The organism is Enterobacter sp. PP-008-ECC_S150, assembly GCF_045257065.1.
In the GTDB taxonomy this organism is placed as follows: domain Bacteria; phylum Pseudomonadota; class Gammaproteobacteria; order Enterobacterales; family Enterobacteriaceae; genus Enterobacter; species Enterobacter chengduensis.
This window is the reverse complement of sequence record NZ_JBJHHG010000004.1, coordinates 126,734-148,567: the sequence shown is the minus strand read 5'-3', so window position 1 is coordinate 148,567 and position 21,834 is coordinate 126,734. Positions and strand designations below refer to the sequence as shown.

23 protein-coding genes are annotated in these 21,834 nt (G+C 55.2%); 19 read left to right on the top strand and 4 right to left on the bottom strand.

All coding sequences use genetic code 11. From position 1 onward, the window contains the following. Window positions 1-202 precede the first annotated feature (202 nt). From ACJBF3_RS06840 to ACJBF3_RS06805, 8 genes are all read left to right on the top strand, one after another. Window positions 203-733, top strand: a complete 531-nt coding sequence (locus tag ACJBF3_RS06840; protein WP_045327131.1) for a fimbrial protein — start codon at window positions 203-205, stop codon at window positions 731-733. Window positions 734-812: 79 nt separating this feature from the next. Further along, on the top strand, window positions 813-1,490 hold the full coding sequence (locus tag ACJBF3_RS06835; protein ID WP_045327078.1) for a molecular chaperone: 678 nt from the start codon (window positions 813-815) through the stop codon (window positions 1,488-1,490). A gap of 44 nt (window positions 1,491-1,534) precedes the next feature. Next, the gene (locus ACJBF3_RS06830; protein WP_406544855.1) at window positions 1,535-4,063 is read left to right on the top strand and encodes a fimbria/pilus outer membrane usher protein; all 2,529 of its coding nucleotides are present in this window, start codon (window positions 1,535-1,537) and stop codon (window positions 4,061-4,063) included. A 10-nt stretch (window positions 4,064-4,073) separates the two neighbouring features. Further along, a complete protein-coding gene (locus tag ACJBF3_RS06825) occupies window positions 4,074-5,021 on the top strand; it encodes a fimbrial protein (RefSeq protein WP_045327080.1) in 948 nt (315 codons plus the stop codon). Between the two features lie 11 nt (window positions 5,022-5,032). Next, window positions 5,033-5,545, top strand: coding sequence for a fimbrial protein (locus ACJBF3_RS06820; protein ID WP_075210018.1), 513 nt, complete (start codon window positions 5,033-5,035; stop codon window positions 5,543-5,545). A gap of 25 nt (window positions 5,546-5,570) precedes the next feature. Next, on the top strand, window positions 5,571-5,729 hold the full coding sequence (locus tag ACJBF3_RS06815) for a hypothetical protein (protein ID WP_153247015.1): 159 nt from the start codon (window positions 5,571-5,573) through the stop codon (window positions 5,727-5,729). Window positions 5,730-5,783: 54 nt separating this feature from the next. Further along, entirely contained in the window at window positions 5,784-6,416 is a 633-nt protein-coding gene (locus ACJBF3_RS06810; protein WP_045327082.1) for a LuxR C-terminal-related transcriptional regulator, read from the top strand. A 14-nt stretch (window positions 6,417-6,430) separates the two neighbouring features. Continuing rightward, window positions 6,431-7,867 (top strand): capsule assembly Wzi family protein, encoded by a 1,437-nt coding sequence (locus tag ACJBF3_RS06805; protein WP_048994331.1) that lies wholly within the window; start codon window positions 6,431-6,433, stop codon window positions 7,865-7,867. A 57-nt stretch (window positions 7,868-7,924) separates the two neighbouring features. Here ACJBF3_RS06805 and fdhF read toward each other — a convergent pair whose 3' ends face one another. The 4 genes from fdhF to ycgZ form a co-directional block, all read right to left on the bottom strand. Further along, the gene (fdhF, locus tag ACJBF3_RS06800; protein ID WP_045327083.1) at window positions 7,925-10,075 is read right to left on the bottom strand and encodes a formate dehydrogenase subunit alpha; all 2,151 of its coding nucleotides are present in this window, start codon (window positions 10,073-10,075) and stop codon (window positions 7,925-7,927) included. A 189-nt stretch (window positions 10,076-10,264) separates the two neighbouring features. Further along, window positions 10,265-10,543: a biofilm/acid-resistance regulator YmgB/AriR gene (locus tag ACJBF3_RS06795; RefSeq protein ID WP_045327084.1), complete on the bottom strand. Its 279-nt coding sequence runs from the start codon at window positions 10,541-10,543 to the stop codon at window positions 10,265-10,267. A gap of 29 nt (window positions 10,544-10,572) precedes the next feature. Continuing rightward, entirely contained in the window at window positions 10,573-10,893 is a 321-nt protein-coding gene (locus ACJBF3_RS06790; RefSeq protein ID WP_045327085.1) for a hypothetical protein, read from the bottom strand. A 4-nt stretch (window positions 10,894-10,897) separates the two neighbouring features. Then, complete coding sequence (gene ycgZ, locus ACJBF3_RS06785; RefSeq protein WP_045327086.1) at window positions 10,898-11,137, bottom strand: regulatory protein YcgZ; 240 nt, start codon at window positions 11,135-11,137, stop codon at window positions 10,898-10,900. 337 nt (window positions 11,138-11,474) lie between these two features. Between ycgZ and ACJBF3_RS06780 the strand changes: the two genes are divergently transcribed. The 11 genes from ACJBF3_RS06780 to ACJBF3_RS06730 all read left to right on the top strand — a co-directional run bounded on the left by ACJBF3_RS06780 (window position 11,475) and on the right by ACJBF3_RS06730 (window position 21,796). Continuing rightward, a complete protein-coding gene (locus tag ACJBF3_RS06780) occupies window positions 11,475-12,689 on the top strand; it encodes a diguanylate phosphodiesterase (protein ID WP_045327087.1) in 1,215 nt (404 codons plus the stop codon). Window positions 12,690-12,876: 187 nt separating this feature from the next. Continuing rightward, window positions 12,877-13,605: a MerR family transcriptional regulator gene (locus ACJBF3_RS06775; protein WP_045327088.1), complete on the top strand. Its 729-nt coding sequence runs from the start codon at window positions 12,877-12,879 to the stop codon at window positions 13,603-13,605. A 197-nt stretch (window positions 13,606-13,802) separates the two neighbouring features. Next, on the top strand, window positions 13,803-14,171 hold the full coding sequence (locus ACJBF3_RS06770; protein WP_045327089.1) for an NlpC/P60 family protein: 369 nt from the start codon (window positions 13,803-13,805) through the stop codon (window positions 14,169-14,171). Continuing rightward, window positions 14,171-14,668 carry a YbjP/YqhG family protein gene (locus ACJBF3_RS06765; RefSeq protein WP_045327090.1) on the top strand — a complete coding sequence of 166 codons (498 nt, stop codon included), beginning with the start codon at window positions 14,171-14,173 and terminating at the stop codon, window positions 14,666-14,668. Before ACJBF3_RS06770 ends, ACJBF3_RS06765 begins: the two co-directional genes overlap by 1 nt. 499 nt (window positions 14,669-15,167) lie before the next feature. After that, window positions 15,168-15,536: a Fe-S cluster assembly scaffold SufA gene (gene sufA, locus ACJBF3_RS06760; protein ID WP_008500631.1), complete on the top strand. Its 369-nt coding sequence runs from the start codon at window positions 15,168-15,170 to the stop codon at window positions 15,534-15,536. Window positions 15,537-15,544: 8 nt separating this feature from the next. Then, a complete protein-coding gene (sufB, locus tag ACJBF3_RS06755; RefSeq protein WP_045327091.1) occupies window positions 15,545-17,035 on the top strand; it encodes a Fe-S cluster assembly protein SufB in 1,491 nt (496 codons plus the stop codon). A 9-nt stretch (window positions 17,036-17,044) separates the two neighbouring features. After that, entirely contained in the window at window positions 17,045-17,791 is a 747-nt protein-coding gene (sufC, locus tag ACJBF3_RS06750) for a Fe-S cluster assembly ATPase SufC (RefSeq protein ID WP_045327092.1), read from the top strand. After that, window positions 17,766-19,037 (top strand): Fe-S cluster assembly protein SufD, encoded by a 1,272-nt coding sequence (gene sufD, locus ACJBF3_RS06745; protein ID WP_045327093.1) that lies wholly within the window; start codon window positions 17,766-17,768, stop codon window positions 19,035-19,037. Before sufC ends, sufD begins: the two co-directional genes overlap by 26 nt. Next, the gene (gene sufS / locus ACJBF3_RS06740) at window positions 19,034-20,254 is read left to right on the top strand and encodes a cysteine desulfurase SufS (RefSeq protein WP_045327094.1); all 1,221 of its coding nucleotides are present in this window, start codon (window positions 19,034-19,036) and stop codon (window positions 20,252-20,254) included. The genes sufD and sufS overlap by 4 nt, the downstream gene beginning before the upstream one ends. 14 nt (window positions 20,255-20,268) lie before the next feature. Next, window positions 20,269-20,685: a cysteine desulfuration protein SufE gene (gene sufE / locus ACJBF3_RS06735; RefSeq protein ID WP_045327095.1), complete on the top strand. Its 417-nt coding sequence runs from the start codon at window positions 20,269-20,271 to the stop codon at window positions 20,683-20,685. Window positions 20,686-20,782: 97 nt separating this feature from the next. Further along, on the top strand, window positions 20,783-21,796 hold the full coding sequence (locus tag ACJBF3_RS06730) for a L,D-transpeptidase family protein (RefSeq protein ID WP_045327096.1): 1,014 nt from the start codon (window positions 20,783-20,785) through the stop codon (window positions 21,794-21,796). Window positions 21,797-21,834: the final 38 nt, after the last annotated feature.

The following is a 21,834-nucleotide window of genomic DNA, read 5'->3' as shown; positions in this document are numbered from 1 at the left end:
TTACGTTAAATCAGAGTCTACAGCTAGACCATTAAAGAGTTGTATTCACCAAAATGATTATATAAATTTTAACCAGTCAGTCAGAAAGACCTTATGAATTTAATTAAAAATAAATGAATTCCCGGTGATTCATTTATCAACTTTCTGCTGCGTGAGTTTCAATAATAAATAAAGTTATCCCGTTAACAGGAAAATGAAGATGATGAAAAAGAATATTATTTTAGCGATGGTAGCGACAGGTTCTGCCCTAATGATGGGCAATGCACTTGCTGCTGCAGGAACCGTTAATTTTAACGGTAACATTCTGGATTCCGCCTGCGATGTTGCGGTTGCCTCTCAAAACCAGGTGGTGGTATTAGGCGATTACAATAAAACAGAGTTTCCGGCAACAGGCTCCAGAACGGCGGCAACGAAATTCGATATCGTCCTGAAGAACTGCCCGGTCACGGTCACCAGTGCCAAAGTCCGTTTTGACGGCACGCCTGACCTGACTAACGCCGATCTGCTGGCGATTGATACCTCCGTCGCCGGCGCGGCAACGGGCGTTGCTATCAATTTGATGACCGCCGATAAGGCGGACCTGCCGCTGCACGGCAGTAACAGCTATAGCTATGCGTTAAGCAGCAGCGCCGATAATACGCTCAATTTCTATGCGCAGTATATTTCAACGGCGGCATCGGTGACTGCCGGTCCTGCAAACTCCGTGGCTAATTTCTCCGTTGTTTATAACTAGTCATTAAGCAGAATTCAAGTCGGTTCCACGACGTTCTGCGTGGGGGCAGCAGCTGCCCCCGTGTTTCAAGAGGTGTAACATGAATTTTATTAGCAAGGCCCTGCTCATTACTGCCGCCCTGACGGCAGCGTGTTCGAACGCTTTTGCCGGGGTCATTATTGGCGGAACCCGCGTCATTTTTGACGGGGGAAAAAAAGAGGCGTCAATCAGCATTAATAATGCCGACAGCGTGCCTTACTTGATCCAGTCCTGGGTTGAGATGCCAGAGGGCAATGCTAATAAAACGCCTTTTATTATTACGCCGCCTTTATATCGACTGGAGGGCAGTCAGCAAAATATTGAGCGTATTTTACTTTCGGGTTCGCTGCCTCAGGATAAAGAAAGCCTTTTCTGGCTGAATATTAAGGCGATACCGTCTGCCTCTAAACAGGCAAACTCGCTGCAAATTGCCGTGAAAACCCGCATCAAGCTGATTTATCGTCCGGCAGGTCTGAAGGCGTCAACACCGGAAGACCAGGCAAATAAGTTAAAGTGGTCGCGTAGCGGAAATCAACTGATGGTCACCAACCCCACGCCCTATGTCATCAACTTTAATGAAATAAGCGTCGGTAATAAAAAGCTGGATCAGGTTTCGTGGGTGGCGCCTGGCACAATGGCGGCATTTACTTTACCCGCAGGTGCCGAGGGTAAAAATATTTCATTCAAAGTCATTAATGATTACGGCAGCCCGGGAATATTACATCAGGCCAACTTTTAATTTATCAAAAGCGGCGACCCTCATATCAGATCAGGTTAATGATGATGGCAATGAAAACGAGAAAAATGCAGCCTGCGCGTCTGGCAATCTCTATCGCCTTTGCGCTGGTGAATGCAGTGCAGACGGTTTATGCCCGCGATTCTTTCAACGCCGAACTGGTTGAACTGGACAACCCGGGCGCGGGTAAAGCTGATTTATCTGCTTTTGAATCAGGTTCGCAGGCACCAGGGAAATACCACGTTGACATCATCCTTGACGACCAGCTCATTGAGACCCGCGATATTGATTTTACCCTGGAGAAAGGTGGGGAAGAGGGCGATAGCCTCCGGCCCTGTCTGAGTATTGAACAGCTCAACGGATGGGGCGTCAAAACCGCGCTTTTTCCCGACTTAGCCAGCAAGGGGGGATCCTGCGTCAACCTGCGTGCGATCCCTCACGCCAGCACCGATTTTCAGTTTGCCGCCCAGCGGCTGATTATCAGCATTCCCCAGGCCGCCATTGACCTGCCGGCACGCGGGTATGTCTCGCCCGCGCTGTGGGATGAAGGGATGACCGCCGCCATGTTGAATTACAGCCTGAGTGGCGCAAACAGCTGGGCAAAACAAAACGGCAGCGAAAACAGCCACGGTCAGTATGCCAACCTGCGCCCGGGCCTCAACGTTGGCCCCTGGCGACTGCGAAATTACACCACCTGGTCGCGGGATGAGTCCGGTCAGGACAAATGGGATACCGTCTACACCTACGCACAGCGGGCCATCATTCCGCTGAGGGCGCAGCTCACTCTTGGGGATAGCGCCGCGCCAGCCGACGTGTTCGACAGTATGCCGTTTCGCGGCGGACAGCTGGCTTCGGATGACGACATGCTCCCGGATTCGCTGAAAGGCTATGCGCCCGTGGTACGGGGAATCGCGCGTACCAATGCCCAGGTGGTGGTGCGCCAGAACGGCTATCAGATTTATCAAACCTACGTGGCACCGGGCGCTTTTGAGATTGCCGATATGTACCCCACGGGCGGGGCCGGGGATCTGGACGTCACCGTAAAAGAGGCCGACGGCAGCGAGCAGCATTTCACCCTTCCGTACGCCTCATTACCGGTTTTACAGCGCGAGGGACGGTTCAGGTATGCGCTAACCGGCGGGCAATACCGTTCCTATAACGGCAGCGTGGATAAGACGCCTTTCGGGCAAATCACGGGCATTTATGGTTTGCCCTATGGGCTCACGCTCTATGGCGGGCTGCAGGAGTCGAGCAAATATCAGTCGATCGCCACAGGGGTCGGGAAAAACATGGGGGATGTCGGCGCCATTTCTGCGGACATGACCCAGGCCTGGTCCACTCCGCAGGGCGGTGAGAAATCCAACGGTCAGTCCTGGCGCGCGCGCTACAGCAAAAGCGTTGTGGCTACCGGCACCCATTTTTCGATTGCGGGCTACCGCTACTCGACCCGCGGTTACTACGGCATGCAGGAGATCCTCGATTCCTGGGGTGACAGCGCCGCGCTTCAGGACCGCCGCCGCAACCGGGCCGAGCTGACGATGAGCCAGACGCTGGGTACCGGCCTGGGCTCGCTGACGCTGAGCGCGGCCCGCGAAGACTACTGGAATTCCGGTAAAACGATGGCGTCATACAGCCTGGGTTACAACAACGACTGGCACAACATCAGTTACGGCATCACCTGGACCTACAGCAAAAACGGCAGTGCGGGCGCAAGTGATGGCAACAAACGCTACGACCACGACCAGCTCCTGGCCTTTAACGTCAGTATTCCGCTTGAGACATTTTTGCCGCAAACATGGGCTAACTATGGCGTGAGCACCGGCAAGAATAGCGGCACCACGCACAATATCGGTCTGAACGGCGTGGCGCTGGAAAACCACGCCCTGAACTGGAACGTGCAGCAGGGATACGGCTCGGACGGCGTTGGCTACACGGGCAATATGAACGGTGATTATAAGGGCACCTACGGTGAAGTCACTGCGGGCTACAGCTATGACAAACACAGCGAGCGTCTTAACTACGGCCTGCAGGGCGGGATCCTGGCCCATCAGGACGGAATGACGTTCTCCCAGCCCCTGGGTGAGACCAATGTTCTGATTCGCGCCCCGGGCGCGCGCGGCGAAGATATTCGCAATCAGCCGGGCGTCAAAACCGATTACCGCGGGTATACGGTGGTCAGTCATCTCTCCGTTTACCGTAAAAACGACATCACGCTTGCCCCGGAAAGCCTGCCGGATGACGTTGAGCTGGATATTAACACCCGGACGGTGACCCCAACGCGTGGCGCGCTCGTTTTGGCGGACTATACGGCGAAGGTGGGGCGGCGGGTGTTATTTAACTTAATGCATAACGGCCATGCTGTTCCCTTTGGCGCAATGGCAAGCCTGAAAGGCGCCGACGGCAGCAGCGTTATTGTTGGCGATAAAGGCCAGGCCTATCTCACCGGCCTGGCGAGTCAGGGCACCGTCCTCGTCGCCTGGGGAGCGGAAAGCGATCGGCAGTGCCATGCGCCTTACGCACTTTCCCCAGCGCCGTCGGCGGGGGGAATTACCGAAATTAACGTCACTTGCCTTTAGGGTTTTTAAAATGCGCTTAATTTACATGCTATTCCTGCTGTCGATCGCAGCAGGCTGGAACAGTGCCCGGGCAGGAACCTGTACGACAATTACGCCACAGGAATCCACGCTGTCCATCGGCACCCTGACGGTACAGCGCGATGTCGCGGTGGGCACGGTGATTTTTTCGCGCAATGCGACGGTGACATCGTCATATTTAACCGGCTGCACCAATCCATTAATGCTGGGATTTAGCATGCGATACCTTAATGCGACGCCGAGCGCGTATGGTAATCACGTCTATGACACCAACGTAAGCGGCATTGGCGTGCGTTTTTCTTCGGGGAATTATTTTGAAAACCCGACCAATGCCTTTTCCTATAACGCGCAGGCCAGTTATGTCGAATGGTGGGGCGGTAAAATAGAACTTATCGTGACCGGACCGGTCGCGTCAGGAGCGCTGACGCCGGGCGTGCTGGGCGTGGTGATGCTGCAGGGCAGTGACGGCGTTTACCGTGATGGCCTGACGACCACCCTGCTGGGCGGAACCATTAACGTACTGGCCTGCACTATTACAACGCCGCAGCTGACGTTTCCGATAGGGGATATCTCCGCCGCGGTTTTTGGCTCAACGGTAGGCACCACGCCTGCGGGGGCCCAAAATACGCAGAATCTTGGGCTTAACTGCGATGCGGGAGCTAACGTCAACGTATCGCTCAGCGGTATTCAGCATCCTGACGTGGCGACGACGAGCGTGCTGGCGCTGACGGGGCAAGGCAGCACCGGCACGGCGAAAGGCGTTGGCGTTCAGCTGCTCTACAACGGTACGCCTCTTTCACTCAACGCGCGTCTGCCGTTAAAACTCGCGGCTGGCGTCCAGGAAGCGTTCCCCTTAACGGCGCGGTATTACCAGACGCAAACGACGGTAGAGCCCGGCACCGCAAATGCGTCAGCAACCTTAAATTTGACCTACCAGTAAAGGGGATGACGATGAATATCATGCGCACGGCAGCGTTCCTCGCGGCGGTAATAAGCGGCCATGTTATTGCCGCGGACAGCGTTAACGTCAGCGTCACCGGCAATATTGTTGCCTCTCCCTGCGTATTTAATGGAGGGAATTCCCGTCTGGACGTTAATCTCGGCAATATTCAGGCAACCAATATGGTTACGCCGGGATCGCTTTCCGATCCGGTTGCCTTTGATTTGTTGTTCACTCTTTGCCCGGTGGGCACCCGCAGCGTAACCGCAACCTTTAGCGGAACGCCCGATCCGGTTGCCGGCGCTGGCTACTACAAGAACAGCGGCACGGCGGAAAACGTAGCCATTGCGATGATGGCGATGGGCAGCGATGTGCCCCTGGGGACGGGATCAAGCCTCACGCAAAATATTGCTGCAGACCGAACGGCGACGTTACCCATGCAGGCGAGGGTTAAATCGGTTGCGGGTGGTGCAACGCCGGGGACGATTAGCGCGGCTGTCGTTCTTACCCTGCAGTATAACTGATACGCTTTTGACTAATGGAGATAACATGTCTTTTATCCGCCTTATGTTGAAGGGATGTATCGTTCTGGTCCTGCTGTCGTCAATTATCTGGGCCTTTAAAGAGCCGGTGATTAAAACGACCGACTGGGACCAGAGCGATAATGCGCTTGCGAAAATTGAGTGCCATGCGATCGCCGACCTGTAATCAACTAAAACGTCTACCTTAACTCTTTATTTTTAACGATGCCGTGGCATAAAAATGGTCAATATTTTAATAAGCGAGACTGACATATTGTTCCAGTCTGGCCTGCAGTATTTATTTAGGGATTTTTTCTCACATGTCGCGCAGCAGGACGTAACATTTACATTTGATTTTACAGCGGACAGCATCAGCACGGCTGATGTCATTGTGCTTGCGCTGTGCCAGGGTGAATACTTTACCTGTTTTCCCGAGCTGCAGGCGCGCCGACAGGGCATCATCATCGGGATTGTCGAAGAGGATGCCGGGGTAAAAGCGCTGCCATCCTGCTTTCAGGATATTATTTTCATTTCAAGAAGAGCGTCCCTGTCGCAGGTACGTCTGGTGCTCCTTAACGCCTGGAGGATAGCCCTGTTAAATAAATACCGGCATCCTTCCTTTTCATGTTTTGAATGCCAGCAGAAAACATTATCACCCCAGCAGGTTCGCATTATGATTGGCTTCTATAAAGGGTTGACGGTGACCGACATAGCGAATGAGTTATGCATCAGTGATAAAACGGTTTTTACGCATAAATATATGCTGATGCATAAATTTCATTTACGCAGTGATTATGAATTAATAAAGCTGCTTAACAGAATGGCAGAGAAGAATAGCTGGGAAAATATCTTTCACCAGTATCTGAACCGATAATATCCAGGATTGATATGTTGACTCGTCTCGCTGATAACACGGTGGCGCTAGCCCTTTGTCTTTTTTGCTGTCCGGCATTTTCTGCGGGGCTGGTGGTTAATGACCGCGCCCTGCGTGACGATCTGGCATGGTTGTCCGACCGCAAGTTAATCCGCCTTGACCTCTCAACGTGGCCCCTGAGTGAGGCCGCAATACAAAATGCGCTGTTAACGCTCGGTGACAGCGAGGATCCCGTTAATCAGCGGGTTACTCACCGGATTCAAAAACGGTTACGGCAGCTCAAATCGTCGGTACAGGTTTCGGCTTTTGCCGCGACGGGTCGCGACCGGCTTCCGGCGGGTATGGACGCAGAGCATACCGCGGGACAGTCGTTTAGCGCGGCTATCGGCATGAATGAGAGTGACTGGGATATTACCCTGAAGGGAAATGTTGAGAGAAGGCAGTGGATTGCCGACGCGTCCAGCGTTAACCCAAACGGCAGCTATGCGGCGTGGCGTCTGGCTAACCAGTGGTTAAGCTTCGGCGAGATCCCGCAGTGGTGGGGCCCTGGAAATGATGCCAGCCTGATCCGCTCTGATTCAGCACGCCCGGTGGTGGGGGTGATGATGCAGCGTGATGAGCCCCAGCCGTTTGAGAGCCCGTGGCTTGCAGGGTTGGGAGCATGGCAATATCAAATTTTTACGGGACAGATCCGACAATATTCGCATCCGGAGCATCCGAAGCTTTCAGGAGCCAGAGTGGCCTTTGCGCCAGGTAACGCGCTGGAACTGGCGCTTTCCCGCGAGATAATGTGGGGAGGTAAGGGGCGCCCGGAAAACTACGCGTCCTTCCGGGACGCGTTATTCGGGCAGGATAATACCGGAAACCAGAAAAACGATCCGGGAGACCAGCTTGGCGGCATCGATTTTCGCGTGCATTTAGCCAGCCTGCTCGCTATGCCGGTGAGCCTGTATGGCCAGGTTGTGGGTGATGATGAAGCGGGATTTTTGCCCTCCCATAATACCTGGCTGGGCGGCATAGAAGGCCACAATGTCGCGGGAAATAGCCAGATGAACTGGGCGCTTGAAGCGGCGGATACCCGTTCGCAAATGAAAGAGACCGGGACGATCTATTATCACTACTGCTATCACGGCGGTTTTTATCAGCAGGGCTGGCCGCTGGCCGATGCGCTGGGCGGTGACGGCACGCAGTTCGCGGCGCGCGTGGAGTGGGTTTTTGAGAACGATCGGCGGTTTAGCCTGCGTGGCATAAGGGCTCGACTGAACCGTACGTCTCAGTCGTTTAACCAGGCTTATCCCCGTAACGAGACGCTGCAAGGGATCGAGGCGTCCTGGCTGACGCCGATCTCCGATGGCGTGACGGTATCTTCAGGAGCATGGTTCACGCAGAGCGACCGGGAGCGTAACGATACGGGCCTCCGGCTGCAGCTTTTCTTCTACAGTGAACCCTGATTTATCGCGAAGCCGTCGTCCGTGCCGGGCAGGCGACACCGCCGCCCGGCATTTTACTCAGACATTTACGGCATTAATCAACCGCGTTTTCATCGTTTGATAAGAGGAAGCGGCAAAATCCTCCGCCCAGCGCTGGTCCTCTATCGCCTCCAGCTGCACCGCGCAATACTTTGTTTCCGGCGTTTTGGAGATGGGATCGAGATTATCCTGAGTCAGCTCGTTGCAGGCGCCAATCCACCACTGATAGGTCATATAGACGGCCCCGGCGTTGATGCGCTCGCTGATGCTGGCGCGGGTAATCACTTTGCCGCGACGCGAACGCACCCAGACCAGTTGACCCTCCTCTATGCCCCGTTTTTCCGCATCGGCAGGATGCAGCTGCACCCGACCCGGCTCGTCGGCCAGGCTCTGCAGCGCGGCGCAGTTCCCGGTCATCGAGCGGCAGGAGTAGTGTCCCACTTCACGTACCGTACAGAGCACCAGCGGGAAATCCGCATCCGGGGTTTCCGCCGGCGCGCGCCACGGTGCGGCGAAGAGCTGTCCTTTACCTGTTGGGGTGTCGAAATGATTGCCTTTGTACAGATACGGCGTGCCGGGATGATCCAGCGTCGGGCACGGCCACTGCACGTGACCCATCTCGCCCATTTTTTCATACGTCACGCCGTAGAAGAGCGGGCACAGCTCGCGCATCTCATCCCAGATCTGCTGATCGGAGTCGTACTGCATCGGGTAGCCCATCTCGGTGGCGAGCAGGCTGATGATTTCCCAGTCGCGCTTGACGTTGCCGCTGGCTTCAATGGCTTTGCCAAAACGCTGGAATCCCCGGTCGGCGCAGGTAAAGACGCCGCCGTGTTCACCCCAGGAGGTGGCAGGCAGCAGAACGTCCGCCACTTCTGCCGTTTTGGTCATAAAGATGTCCTGAACCACGACAAAGTCGAGCGCCTCAAAGCCGCTGCGCACCAGGCCGAGATCGGCTTCGGTCTGAAGCGGATCTTCCCCCATGATGTAATAGGCCCTGATCTTGCCTTCCAGCGCCAGGTGCGGCACTTCGGTAATGCGCGTCCCGACCCGATCGTCCATTTTATTGACGTCGATTCCCCAGGCGTCGGCGAACTTCTGCCTGACCGCCGGGTCGGTCACCTCCTGATAGCCGGGGAACATGTTCGGCAGTACGCCCATATCGCAGGCGCCCTGGACGTTGTTTTGGCCTCGCACCGGCCCGACGCCGACGGCAGGGCGGCCGAGGTTGCCGGTCAGCAGCGCCAGGCTGGAAAGCCCTTTGACCACATCCACAGCTTGACCAAACTGGGTCACGCCCATCCCCCACATCACGGTAGCGGAAGGGGCCGCCGCGAAGGTGCGCATCGCCTGGCGAACGTCGCGGGCGGGAATGCCGGTAAGATGCTCAACCTTTTCAGGCGCATAGTCCTTAACCGTTTGCCGGTAGGCCTCCAGTCCTTCCGTAAAGCGCGCCACGTAGTTCTTGTCGTAAAGCTCCTCTTCCAGCAGCACGTAGCCAAAGGCGTTAACCAGCGCCATGTTGCTGCCGTTTTTCAGCTGCAGATGCTGGTCGGCGATACGCGCCGTTTCGATGCGTCGCGGATCGCAGACGATAATCTTTGCGCCGTTTTCACGCGCTTTCAGCACCCGGCGGGCAACGATAGGGTGGGAGTCCGCGCAGTTATAGCCGAATACCAGCAGGCATTTTGAGTGTTCAATATCGTTGATGGCGTTGCTCATTGCGCCGTTGCCGAGCGTTTCCTGTAAACCGGCCACGGACGGGCCATGGCAGACGCGCGCGCAGCAGTCCACGTTGTTGGTGTTCAGCACCGCGCGGGCAAATTTTTGCATCACGTAGTTCGTTTCATTACCGGTTCCACGGGAGGATCCGGTGGTCATGATCGACCGCGGACCGTGCTGTGCTTTAATGCTGCCGAGCCTGTGGGCGGTGTAGCGGATAGCCTCTTCCCAGGTAACGGGGGTGAATGCCTCGCCCTTGTGGTAGCGGATCATCGGCTGGGTCAGGCGTGGGGTGAGCAGACGGGTATCGTTAAGGAAGTCCCAGCCGTAAAATCCTTTCAGACAAAGGGTGCCCTGGTTTGTGACGCCCTCTGCGGCTTCGGCACGAATGATACGGTTATTTTCAACGACAAGGTTTAATTTACAGCCTGCACCACAGTATGGGCAGACGCTGGCGATCTTTTTCATCAATAACAGACCTGTTAAGAAATGAAGCAAAGTTGACTGGTGGATCCAGTCCCGTAAGCGGAGGTAAGCAGGAAGCGTGCCAGCTTGATTTTGCTTGTTTTACAGGGCGTGATGGGGGAGGTCGCGTGTCATCGTCAGAGCGATCGTCAGTTTTGACGATGACACGTGGGGGGAGTGGAGAGAATGAGCTTACAGATCGTCCATCGTGTAACCCACCACGATTTCCAGCGTTTTACGAATTACATCCGCCTGAACCACGTCGTGGGTGGCTTCGAGCGTCTGGATCAGCCAGAGGATGATCGCTTTATTGGACAGATGGCCTTCTGAGGCCAGGACACAGCGTACTGCAGTAGAAAAAACAGCGGACTCTTCAGCAAAACGATCGCCTGCGTGACGGAAATATTCCGACAGCGCACTGTCCAGGAAAGCAGAGTGGAATTCGGGTTGAAGCTGAATATTTTGTCTCATTTGTTCTCACCGTAGCTGTTAAGTTGCAGTCAATGTATTTTTTTGGGGTCGGACGGTTTTCCACTTCCAAATAACGGCACTACATTGTCTCTGTTATCGTTGAGAGGTCCCTCTCTTTTCGTTCGTCCTTGCGCGGTTCTGCGACGTGTAAAGGCGGTGCTGTTTGAGCCGATCTCGGCAATCACCACCGCAAGTGTCTCCCGCCGCCGGGGATCCTTTTCATGATCTTTCATTACCCGCAGACGCTGCAGCAATCCTTCGGTTGTCACTGGCCCCCGCTCTTTCAGGAGTGAAAGAACGGCCTCACCGATTAGCTGGTCGATCAGTCTTTCTGCGTCACTGCTATTCATAACCTCACCGTTCGAAGAGCAGACCAAGCAGCATGTGGTAATGCTCTTCCTCTTCCGGCCCATCGGCCTTTTCGAGGCGGCTGAGCAGTTTGGTACAGAGCGATTTGCGATTAAGGTTTCGCCCGTCGCTGAGAATTTCGACAACTACCTGGCCCAGCGTCTCCTGTTGGGTAGGAAGCGTCGCCTTTTCGAAGTACTGTGCGATCGCTGCTGCCGAATCTGAGACGTAACCTTTCTGCTGCATGTTTCGCTCCTGTAAAATTTTGTAATTACTAACGTTACAATTAAGGTATACATAATTTCTAAATCTGTACATAGAAAATGTACAGATTTTTAATATTTTTATGATATATTTTATAAAATCCTTATTTTTCATAATATTAAAAGCGTGTCACGAAGCGGTAACGTTACAGAATATATTGTACAAAAAGGCTGGTCGCTGATAAGTTGTACATCGCAGAAAAAAGTATCATTAACTGCCGTAAACGATTGAGATGTAAATTATTTGTCGGCCAATTAATGTGCTATAAATGATTCTTATCCACCTTTTTGGTGGTCAAAACCCTAACCCCAGGAAAAGCATGCTCACTACCATCATTTACCGCAGTCATATCTGCGAGGACGTTCCGGTGAAAGCGCTGGAATCAATGGTCGCTGCTGCAAATAGTAAAAATCGGCAATCCAATGTCACGGGGATCCTGCTGTTTAACGGCACACATTTTTTTCAATTGCTTGAAGGGCCAGTGGAACACGTGTCTGCCATCTATGAGCAGATCTGCAACGACCCGCGCCACCATAACGTGGTAGAGCTGATGCGCGATCACGGGCCTGTCCGACGCTTTGGCAACGTGGGTATGGAGCTTTTTGATTTGCGCAACTTCGACAGGGACGAGGTACTGCAGCAGGTGCTGAACAAAGGCACGACGCGCTACCAGCTGACGTATAACGATCGCCCTCTGCAGTTTTTCCGCACCTTTGTTGAGGCCACGGAAAAAGCCAACTACTTTGAGCTGCCGCCGGCGGATTCATGGGATTTCGTTCCCGAAGAGACGGCCTTGTCCGCGCAGCCGGAGGTGGTCGCGAAGGGGGCAGACTGCAGCTTTGCGTTTCAGCCGATAGTTGACCCGTTTATGCAGCAGGTCGTCTCCTGGGAGGCGCTTATCCGCACGCCTGACGGCGACTCGCCGGGAGCCTATTTCGCTCATCGCCCCGACGTCTATGCCTCGGATTTACAAAGCAAACAGGTGGCGCTCGCCATGGCCAGCGCGCTGGGGCTGCAGAACCAGACGCTATCCCTGAACCTGCTGCCCATGACGCTGGTTAACATCCCCAACGCCGTGGATTTTCTGCTTACCGCGATTGAGGCAAACGGGTTTGTACCCGAGCAAATTGTGGTGGAGTTTACCGAAAGTGAAGCCATTTCCCGTTTTGACGAATTCACCGATTCGGTCAGGCAGCTTAAAAGCGCCGGCATCAGCGTGACGATCGATCACTTTGGCGCCGGTTTTGCGGGGCTCCAGCTGCTGGCCCAGTTCCAGCCGGACAGAATTAAGATTAATCGCGATCTGGTGGCAAACGTGCATAAAAGCGGTCCCCGGCAGGCCATCATTCAGGCGATTATCAAATGCTGCTCCTCGCTTGAGATCCAGTTCTGCGCGGTGGGCGTGGAGAAGGCGGAAGAGTGGATGTGGCTGGAATCTGCCGGAATTTCCCAATTCCAGGGCCATCTTTTTGCCAGCCCCCGGCATGGCGGTATTCCGGCGATTGCGTGGCCTGAGAAAAAGTTCGAATTCTGATAAAGCTGTACATGCCAGGCAGAGTTAACTGTACGAATGGCAAATTTTATACAACAATGTATTAACAGGTGAAGGGGCAAGCAGCCCGTTCACCTGAGCAAAAAGCGGTCTTAGTTATACAAATGATATGTACAATCTGATAAGGTTGGTGTAGTTAGGTATGGAAGTTCTGAGCGTGAGGGAGTTAATGGCCTATTACAGTATCGGCGAAGTGGCCGAACGATGCGGTATCAACCCCGTTACGCTGCGTGCCTGGCAGCGCCGTTATGGATTGTTGAAGCCGCAGCGCAGCGAAGGGGGTCATCGTCAGTTTGACGATGAAGATATCCTGCGTATTGAAGAGATCAAACGCCTGATGAAAAGCGGCGTTTCGGTCGGAAAAGTGAAAGCCTTGCTGGAAAACAAGGAAGTGGTGACGCAGGGCAACTGGGTCTCTTTCCAGGAAGAGATGATGACCGTTCTGCGCTACGCCAGCCCGGCAAAGCTGCGTGCCAAAATAGCCGAGTTCCGCCGCGATCACGCGACGGACGCGCTGATTGACAATATCATCTCACCCGTCCGTCAGCGAATGAACCAGGATCAAAATACCGTGCGTCACATGGCGAGCCTGCTCGACGGCGTTTTGATTGAATTCGCGATCGCCATCCTGGCGGAGTCCCGAAAAAAAGCCGGTAAAGACGCTCTCCTGATTGGCTGGGAATGCGACGATCGCACCCACCTGTGGCTGGAAGCCGCGCGTCTGTCACAGAAAGGCTGGCACATTGACGTCCTGGCAGAACCCATTGATTCGCCGCGTCCTGAACTGTTCCCGGGGCAAAAAATCTTTGTCTGGACGGGAAAATCCCCCACGCCCCGTCAGCAGGAACAGCTCGATCACTGGCGTGAGCAGGGATTTGCTGTCACCTTTCATCACTGAGTGTAAGAGGCCTTGAGGGCCTTTTTTTATATCCGGCGATACGACAAGAATATTTGCGAAGAGGTATTGCACAAGTGCTCCTGTCATATCGTCGATATTTTCCTGGAGAGTAAAATCAAATTTAAGTATTTTTAATCCCACAAACTATCAGTGGTTAATATCATAATTTCCTACTTACTTGCTTAAAGGAACTAAGAATGAGTTGGAATAAAGACGCTGCTGTTTCACACCTCCGGTCACGCGCCCTCGGTCGCTCCCATAATGAATGTGCTACCTTTACCAGGGAGGCTATAGCTGCTGGCGGTATACGGCTCGAGAGAACGCTAAATGCAAAAGACTATGGGCAATCATTATTGCGAGCGGGATTTCGTGAAGTTCCGCCGGGTTCAACGTTATTGAGCGGTGATGTCGCTGTTATCCAACCCTATCCGGGAGGGAACGCCAGCGGGCATATGACCATGTATGATGGGACGCAATGGATCTCCGATTTCCGACAGCACAGCATGTACCCCGGCCCGGGATATCGCGCGGCTCAACCGGCCTTCAAAATTTACAGGATGAATTGATGCGAGCCGCAATAGTTTTATGCACCTGCTTGCTATCCGCTTGCTCAGTTAAGCCGGAGCAGAGTGCTCAGAAGCGAGTGCATTCTTTTTACTCCACTTATCTGATGTCACTTACCCGTAGCGATAATGCATATTCGCCGTCAGAGCTGCGCGAATATGTCTCTGCCGACACGCTCAAAAGACTGGGTGATATTGAGTCGATCCCTGAACAGGATCTTATTGGATCTGATTACTTCGCCTATGCGCAGGACTATGATCCATCGTGGGTATCGGCACTCACTGTCGGTGACGGCAAACCTTTCATGGGCGGCGAAATTTTACCCGTATGGATTGGCAAGGAGTACGGAGGTAAGTTAGCCCTTCAGGTATTCGTTCGGCGTGAATCTGGCCTATGGAAGATATACAGGGTTCGTGATGTGACCGATAACTATGAACATCCAATATTTAATGCTGGAGCGATCGCGCGCGCCAAGTCGGCTGCTGAAAGCGGCTTATAAACGGTAAGCATCATAAGCCCCGGTATCCGCGGGGCTTTTTGTTTCCTGCTCCGGCCAATTCGCCCGAAAAATTCACGCTTGAATCTACAAAGAACAACATTGGTTTTGGCAAGGCAAACGATGGGTTAGAGAATTTGTTGATGCATAAACATACGATATGGAAAGTTATTGTCTGATGTTTGATAGCAGTAAGTCTTTGATTTTACGATAATCACCTGCTTTGATAGGGATAAAACAATCTATCTCAAAAATAGGCATTTCCGATGCATATTTTACCTTTCTTCTGTTCACCTTAAACCACATAACAAAATGCATTATTAATCAATGCATTGAACAATTAAATCCAACCTGCCTGCATCCTGCCACAGCGTCTATGCTTAATAAAAGTAGCCAAAAAGGGCGGTTTAGCCGAAAGCCCCTGCTGACAGGGGGTTGAAGTGATAATCGTTATCACTAACATGGTGTTATGCCCTGATGGCTTATCCGATGAGGTGGACCTATGGAACTGCATTCAGAAACCTTTAATCCTGCCGATTTTGCCTGGCGCGGTTTAACGCTCACGCCAGCGGCGGCGGCACATATTCACGAGCTGGTGGCGAAAAAGCCCGAGATCCTCGGCGTGCGCTTGGGCGTCAAACAGACCGGCTGCGCGGGTTTCGGCTACGTGCTCGATACCGTCACCGAACCTGAAAAAGATGACCTCGTGTTTGAGACCGACGGCGCGAAGCTGTACGTCGCGCTGCAGGCCATGCCGTTCATAGATGGTACCGAAGTGGACTACGTCCGCGAAGGCTTAAACCAGTTATTCAAATTTCATAACCCGAAAGCCCAGAACGAATGCGGCTGCGGCGAAAGCTTTGGGGTATAGGCGGAACTATGTCTCGTAATACTGAAGCAACGAGTGAAGTAAATACCTGGAGCGGCGGGCACCTCAACTATAAAGAGGGGTTCTTCACCCAGCTGCAGACCGATGAGCTGGCAAAAGGCATCAACGAGGACGTCGTGCGGGCGATCTCGGCGAAACGTAACGAGCCCGAGTGGATGCTTGAGTTTCGCCTGAGCGCCTTCCGCGCGTGGCTGGAGATGGAAGAGCCGCACTGGCTGAAAGCGCATTATGACAAGCTGAACTATCAGGACTATAGCTACTACTCGGCGCCGTCCTGCGGCAGCTGTGACGACACCTGCGCCTCGCAGCCCGGCGCGGTGCAGCAAACCGGCGCAGACAACAGTTTCCTCAGCAAAGAGGTGGAAGAGGCCTTTAACCAGCTGGGCGTGCCGGTGCGCGAGGGGAAAGAGGTGGCGGTAGACGCTATTTTCGACTCGGTCTCGGTGGCGACCACCTACCGCGAGAAGCTGGCAGAGCAGGGGATCATTTTCTGTTCCTTCGGCGAGGCGATTCACGATCATCCTGAACTGGTGAAAAAGTACATCGGGACCGTGGTGCCCTCAAACGACAACTTCTTTGCGGCGCTCAACGCGGCGGTGGCCTCTGACGGCACCTTTATCTACGTGCCGAAGGGCGTGCGCTGCCCGATGGAGCTCTCCACCTATTTCCGCATCAACGCGGAAAAAACCGGCCAGTTCGAACGGACGATCCTTGTCGCGGATGAAGGCAGCTACGTCAGCTACATCGAAGGGTGCTCCGCTCCGGTCCGCGACAGCTACCAGCTGCACGCGGCGGTGGTGGAGGTCATCATCCACAAAGATGCCGAGGTGAAATACTCCACGGTGCAAAACTGGTTCCCGGGGGACGGCAATACCGGCGGTATCCTGAACTTCGTCACCAAGCGCGCGTTGTGCGAAGGCGAAAACAGCAAGATGTCGTGGACCCAGTCGGAAACCGGCTCCGCCATCACATGGAAATACCCGAGCTGCATCCTGCGCGGGGATAACTCCATCGGCGAGTTTTACTCGGTGGCGCTCACCAGCGGCCATCAGCAGGCCGATACCGGGACCAAGATGATCCACATCGGCAAAAACACCAAATCCACCATTATCTCGAAAGGGATCTCTGCCGGGCATAGCCAGAATAGCTATCGCGGGCTGGTGAAAATCATGCCGACGGCCACCAATGCGCGAAACTTTACCCAGTGTGACTCGATGCTGATTGGCGCAGACTGCGGGGCCCATACCTTCCCGTACGTTGAGTGCCGTAATAACACGGCTCAGCTTGAGCACGAGGCGACCACGTCGCGGATTGGTGAAGATCAGCTCTTCTACTGCCTGCAGCGCGGGATCGGCGAAGAAGACGCGATCTCGATGATCGTGAACGGCTTCTGTAAGGACGTGTTCTCTGAACTGCCGCTGGAATTTGCCGTTGAAGCCCAGAAACTCCTCGCCATCAGTCTTGAACACAGCGTCGGTTAAGGAAAGCACATGTTAAGCATTAAAGATTTACAGGTTAGCGTAGAAGATAAAGCCATCCTGCGTGGCCTCAATTTTGACGTCAAGCCGGGTGAAGTTCACGCCATTATGGGGCCGAACGGTTCCGGGAAAAGTACGCTTTCTGCGACGCTGGCGGGCCGCGAAGATTACGAGGTGACCCATGGCTCGGTCGAGTTTAACGGGAAAAACCTGCTGGAGATGTCGCCGGAAGATCGTGCGGGAGAGGGCATCTTTATGGCCTTCCAGTACCCGGTAGAAATTCCGGGCGTCAGCAACCAGTTCTTCCTGCAGACGGCGCTGAACGCGGTGCGCAAATATCGCGGGCTGGAGGAGCTGGATCGCTTCGACTTCCAGGACCTGATGGAAGAGAAGATTAAGCTGCTGAAAATGCCGGAAGATCTTCTAACCCGTTCGGTAAACGTGGGTTTTTCCGGCGGCGAGAAGAAGCGTAACGACATCCTGCAGATGGCGGTACTGGAGCCCGAGCTGTGCATTCTGGATGAGACCGACTCCGGTCTGGATATTGATGCCCTGAAGATTGTTGCTGACGGGGTGAACGCCCTGCGCGACGGCAAGCGCTCGTTCATTATCGTCACCCACTACCAGCGCATTCTGGACTACATCAAGCCGGATTACGTCCACGTGCTTTACCAGGGGCGAATTGTGAAATCAGGCGATTTCACGCTGGTTAAACAACTGGAGGAGCAGGGGTATGGCTGGCTTACCGAACAGCAGTAATGCGCTCCAGCAGTGGCACAGGCTGTTTGAAGCCCAGGGCGGCACGCGCTCCGAGCAGGCGCAGCAGCATCTGCAGCAGATGCTGCGTCTCGGCCTGCCGACGCGCAAGCATGAGAACTGGAAATATACCCCGCTTGATGGCCTGCTGAACGCCGAGTTTGTGACCCGTCTGGCGGATCTCTCGCCTGCGCAGCGCGACGCGCTTGCTCTGCGCGTGGATGCCGCGCGCCTGGTGTTTGTCGACGGCGAGTACCGTCCGGATCTGAGCGACGCTCCCGAGGCGAGCGGATTTGAGGTGGAGGTCAACGACGATCGCCAGTCCCTGAGCGCCCCGGTTCAGCCCGAAGTTTTCCTGCACCTGACCGAAAGCCTGGCCCGCAGCGTGACGCACATCCGCGTGAAGCGGAACCAGCGTCCGGCGAAAGCGCTGGTGCTGATGCACGTCACCCAGGGTCTGGACGGCGACGAAATCAACACCGCGCACTATCGCCACCATCTTGAGCTGGCGGAGGGGGCGGAGGCCACGGTTATCGAACATTACGTCAGCCTCAACGATACCCGTCACTTTACCGGGTCGCGCCTGACGATGAACGTGGCGGCTAATGCCCAACTTCACCACGTCAAGCTGGCGTTTGAGAATGCGCAGAGCCATCACTTTGCCCATAACGACATTATTCTGGGTCAGGACGCCGCGGCGTACAGCCATAGCTTTCTGCTCGGCGGAGCGGTGCTGCGCCACAACACCAGCACGCAGCTTAACGGTGAAAACACCACGCTGCGCATCAACAGCCTGGCGATGCCGGTCAAGTCAGAGGTCTGCGACACGCGCACCTGGCTGGAGCACAACAAGGGCTACTGCAACAGCCGCCAGCTGCACAAAACCATCGTCAGCGACAGAGGCCGCGCGGTATTTAACGGCCTGATCAACGTGGCGCAGCACGCCATTAAAACTGACGGGCAGATGACCAACAACAATCTGCTGCTGGGGCGCCTGGCGGAAGTGGACACTAAGCCGCAGCTGGAGATCTACGCCGACGATGTGAAGTGTAGCCACGGCGCGACGGTCGGGCGCATCGACGACGAGCAGATGTTCTACCTTCGTTCTCGCGGCATCGACCAGCAGGCGGCGCAGAAAATGATTATTTATGCGTTTGCCGCCGAACTGACGGAAGCGCTGCACGATGGCGAGTTAAAACAGCAGGTGCTGGCGCGAATCGGTCAGCGTCTGCCTGGAGGCGAAGCATGAGTTTTCCCGTCGAGAAAGTGCGGGCAGATTTTCCGGTTCTGACCCGTGAAGTGAACGGTCTTCCGCTGGCCTATCTGGACAGCGCGGCCAGCGCCCAGAAGCCGAATCAGGTGGTGGATGCGGAGGCCGAGTTCTATCGCCACGGCTACGCCGCCGTGCACCGCGGTATTCATACCCTGAGCGCCGAGGCGACCCAGCGGATGGAAAACGTGCGCACGCAGCTGGCCGCCTTCCTCAATGCCCGTTCACCTGAAGAGCTGGTCTTCGTGCGCGGCACCACCGAAGGGATCAACCTGGTTGCCAACAGCTGGGGCAACGCGCAGGTCCACGCGGGGGATAACATCATCATCACCCAGATGGAGCACCACGCCAACATTGTGCCGTGGCAGATGCTCTGCGAGCGCGTGGGGGCGCAGCTTCGGGTGATCCCGCTGAATGCCGACGGGACGCTGCAGCTCGCGCAGCTTGACGCGCTGCTGGATGACCGCACGCGGCTGGTGGCGGTTACCCAGGTCTCCAACGTGCTGGGGACGGAAAACCCGGTGGCAGAGATCGTCACAAAATCCCATCGGGCGGGCGCAAAGGTGCTGATTGACGGCGCCCAGGCGGTGATGCACCACGCGGTTGACGTCCAGGCGCTGGACTGCGATTTCTACGTGTTCTCAGGCCATAAGCTTTACGGGCCGACCGGGATTGGCGTGCTGTACGTGAAGGAAGACATCCTGCAGGCGATGCCGCCGTGGGAAGGGGGCGGGTCGATGATCGCCACCGTCAGCCTGACGGAAGGCACCACCTATGCCCGCGCGCCGTGGCGTTTTGAGGCGGGCACGCCCAACACCGGCGGGATTATCGGCCTGGGCGCGGCGGTCTCTTACGTCTCTGCAATCGGCCTTGACGCCATTCAGGAGTACGAACAGCTGCTGATGCACTATGCGCTGGCGGAGCTTGCCAGCGTACCGGATCTGACCCTCTACGGGCCTGCTAACCGGCAAGGCGTGATTGCGTTTAATCTCGGGAAGCATCACGCCTATGACGTGGGCAGTTTCCTCGATAATTACGGCGTGGCGGTCCGTACCGGGCACCACTGCGCCATGCCGCTGATGGCGTTTTACCAGGTACCGGCCATGTGCCGCGCGTCGCTGGTGATGTACAACACAACGGAAGAGGTCGACAGGCTGGTGGCGGGGCTTAAGCGCATTCACCAGCTGCTGGGCTAACGGAGAGGCATACGATGGCGGAACTGCCGGACAAAGATAAACTGCTGCGCAACTTCTCGCGATGCGCAAACTGGGAAGAGAAGTATCTGTATATCATTGAGCTGGGACAGCGCCTGCCCCCGCTCGGTAAAGAGGCGCATAGCCCGGAGAACAGCATTCAGGGCTGTCAGAGCCAGGTGTGGATTGTGATGGCGCAGTCGGATGACGGCACTATCGAATTACGCGGCGACAGCGATGCGGCCATTGTTAAAGGGCTTATTGCGGTCGTCTTTAGCCTTTACCAGCAGATGTCGGCGCAGGATATTGTGGCGTTCGATGTCCGCCCGTGGTTTGAAAAAATGGCCCTGACCCAACACCTCACCCCGTCCCGTTCCCAGGGGCTGGAAGCGATGATTCGCGCCATTCGCGCCAAAGCTGCAATCCTTAGCTAGACTTACAGAACAGCATTCATTCTGTTTCGCGAGGTGGTTCCCGCCTCGCTGGTTTTTCAGCTTTCTGGCGTTCTGTCAGTGAATAAGGAATCTCAGCATGAAGCGCGCGTCTCTCATCACTCTTTTACTCCTCAGTTCGCTCGGTGCCCTTAATTCGGCCCGCGCGATGGACTATCCGCTGCCGCCCGCAGGCAGTCGCCTGATTGGGCAAAATCAAACCTACACGATACAGGAAGGGGATAACAAGCTGCAGACCATTGCCCGCCGGTTTAACACGGCGGCGCAGGTGATTCTGGAAACCAACAATACCATTGCGCCGGTCAACCCCGCGCCGGGAACCGTTATTACCATTCCATCGCAGATGCTGCTGCCGGACACGCCGCGCGAGGGTATAGTGGTGAACCTCGCAGAGCTGCGGCTCTACTACTTCCCGCCGGGAGAAAACATCGTTCAGGTTTTCCCGCTCGGCATTGGCCAGCTGGGGCTGGAAACGCCGGTGACGACCACGCGCGTGAGCCAGAAAATCCCTAACCCGACCTGGACACCCACGCCGGGCATTCGCGCTCGCTCTCTCGAGCAGGGAATTAAGCTGCCGCCAGTTGTGCCTGCCGGGCCAAACAACCCGCTGGGACGCTTTGCGCTGCGTTTAGGCGTGGGCAATGGAGAATATCTTATCCACGGTACCAGCGCGCCGGACAGCGTTGGCCTGCGGGTCAGCTCAGGCTGTATGCGGATGAATGCCCCGGACATTAAAGCCCTGTTCGAACAGGTGCGGGTGGGCACGCGGGTGCAGATTATCAATGAACCGGTGAAGTTTTCCGTGGAGCCGGATGGGAAGCGCTATATTGAGGTCCACCGCCCGCTGGCGCAGGCTGAGGGAGAAAACCCGCAGGTCTCGCCCATTACCCATTCCGCAGACTTTGCGACCTTTGTTTCTCAGGCGGGAAGCGATAAGGCACTGATTGAGAAAGCCCTGTCACGTCGTGCCGGGATCCCGGTTGTCGTGTCGTCCGGAAGCAGCCCGTCGGCCAGCAATAGCGTATTGTCGGTGCAGAACAGTCGCGTATCTGTCGCGGTAGCGGAAGAGGAAGGGGAGAAGGTGACACAGTAGCCGTGTAATGCAGGCAAAAAAAAATGGCGCACAATGTG